Below are 1348 nucleotides of genomic sequence, written 5' to 3'. Positions count from 1 at the left end.
CTGATAACTGAAGATTTTCAGGTATCTATAGCAATGGGGTTCCACCTCTTCCCATCCCGAACAGAGAAGTTAAGCCCATTAGCGCCGATGGTACTGCCAAGTGGTGGGAGAGTAGGTCGATGCCAACCTTTAAGCGTCTTATTCCAAACGGAGTAAGACGCTTTTTTTATGCCCGGAACTTTGGGAAATAATGACGATTTAGGAATTGTTCCTCCCCGCTGATGACGCTAATAATCGCAAATGCTTCCCTTCTGACAGCACTACTTTAAATTCGATATCCAGAATATCTGTGGTGACTTTATAAAACTTACTGCATTGCCAAACGAGAACTTTGGTCTATTGCTTTCTAATTGCTCATCCCTCATTGTTAATTATTGAATGATATTTCAGCTCATTTTAGTCTTCTTGTGAGTTTTTTATCAATCCAGGAGCATCTATTCACCCAATCATCAAATTTTATTGGCTAATAGTTTTACGATTTTTTTTCTTGCCCCTGCCCGTACAGCTAATTTTACATGCTCACCCTTTACCTTAAATTTAAAATCATAGAAAAATGCTCTTGTTTAGAAAAAAAATAAGGCAGAAATGATGCCTATTTACTTTTTATGAGCTTGAAAAATGAAGTTAAAAAATGTCCGTATCAGGAAAATGATTTTTTATTTGTCGCAAGCTTGATAAGAGAACCCCATGCTGATCATCATTAATGGACCTTTGTTCATCTATCAGAACCTTACAAACGCGTCATTTTTCAGTCCCTAAAATCAGAAAAATAATCTTTTTCAAAAATAATGGATGCTGCCTATCAGCGCATTAAGAATTAAATGCAGAAAAGTTGATCTTCGCGTTTGGTTTTATGAATTAATAATCTCTATATTTGCACTCGCTTTAAGAGAGGGGCGCAGGTCATTGAAACGTTTGTAGAGCTTGTAAACATTGGGTTATCCCGATAAAACAAGTTAAAAAATAAACGAAAAAAGATTTGCAGAATTAGAATTAAGTTTCTTATATTTGCAGCCGCTTTCATAGCGAAAGAGTTCTAAAAAAAAATGGCAGGGTAACGATGAAAATCTGAGGTAAAACGGAAATAAATTTTCTAAAAAAAACTTCAATTTTTATTTGGTTTTAAAAACTAAAATTTGTTATCTTTGCACCCGCTTTGACGCTGTAATCAGCGTTAAAACAGAGAAGAAATTTTGAACGCAAGTTCTTTGAAAATATTGAAAGTAGAATAAAGTTAGGTAAATACAAGAATAATAACCTTGTCAATTAGATTTACGAAATAACTTAGATATTATCCACGAGCAGATTAACTATAAGTTTTTTATACAACGAAGAGTTTGATCCTGGC

1 rRNA gene is annotated in these 1348 nt (G+C 34.3%); it reads left to right on the top strand.

Annotated elements, in window-relative coordinates:
* Positions 1-17: 17 nt before the first annotated feature.
* A 5S ribosomal RNA gene (rrf, locus tag EO244_RS16750) occupies positions 18-128 on the top strand.
* The last annotated feature ends 1220 nt before the right edge of the window (positions 129-1348 follow it).

The sequence above is a fragment of the Ancylomarina salipaludis genome (assembly GCF_004122035.1).
Lineage (GTDB): Bacteria > Bacteroidota > Bacteroidia > Bacteroidales > Marinifilaceae > Ancylomarina > Ancylomarina salipaludis.
This window is presented reverse-complemented; position numbering and strand designations above follow the sequence as displayed.